The organism is Klebsiella sp. ME-303, assembly GCF_007910085.1.
Taxonomy (GTDB): Bacteria; Pseudomonadota; Gammaproteobacteria; order Enterobacterales; family Enterobacteriaceae; genus Klebsiella; species Klebsiella michiganensis.
In genome coordinates, this window is the sequence record NZ_VOJB01000063.1 from 6,575 (window position 1) to 7,338 (window position 764).

The 764-nt window shown below is 59.8% G+C and carries 1 pseudogene (cut by a window edge); it reads left to right on the forward strand.

Features of this window, described 5'->3' with window-relative positions:
* Positions 1 to 764 (forward strand): annotated as a pseudogene (locus FQK12_RS08365) (glycosyl hydrolase family 18 protein) (its annotated part extends 456 nt beyond the left edge of the window); the annotation flags it as partial.

Genomic DNA, 764 nt, shown 5'->3' on the forward strand with positions numbered 1-764 from the left:
GGGCCTGCTCGGCGGCCTGCGCGATCTGCAGGCCAAAGCGAAGCAGCAGGGCCACGACCTGGTGCTGTCCATGAGCATCGGCGGCTGGAGTATGAGTAACGGTTTCCATGAAACCGCCGCGTCTGACGCCGCGCGTAAGGTCTTTGCCAAAGGCGTGGTAAAACTGTTCAAGCAGTTCCCGATGTTCAGCGAAGTGGACATTGACTGGGAATATCCGAATGCCGAAGGCGCTGGCAACCCGTACGGCCCGGAAGACGGCGAGAACTACGCCCTGCTGATTGGCGAACTGCGTAAGCAGCTGGACGCCGCAGGCCTGAGCAACGTCAAAATCTCCATTGCCAGCTCGGCGGTGGTCAAGACGCTCGGCTACTCCAACGTCAATGCGCTGCTGGAAGCGGGCCTGTACGGTATCAACGTCATGACCTATGACTTCTTCGGTACCCCGTGGGCGGAGAGCGTGACCCACCACACCAACCTGAAGGCGCTGGAAGAAGGCGGCTGGGGGGTGGATACCGTTGTCGGCCATCTGCTGTCCGAAGGCTTCCCGGCAGAGCGCATCAACATTGGTTACGCTGCCTACACCCGTAACGGGCGCAACGCGGAGCTGGAATCCCTGTCCCCGCTGAAAGGCACCTATAACCCGGGCACCGGCACCACCGTCGGCTCCTTCGAATCGGGTACCACCGAATGGTACGACATCATTTATAACTACCTGGATCTGGAAAACCAGAAAGGCCGTAACGGCTTCAACGTCTACACCGACA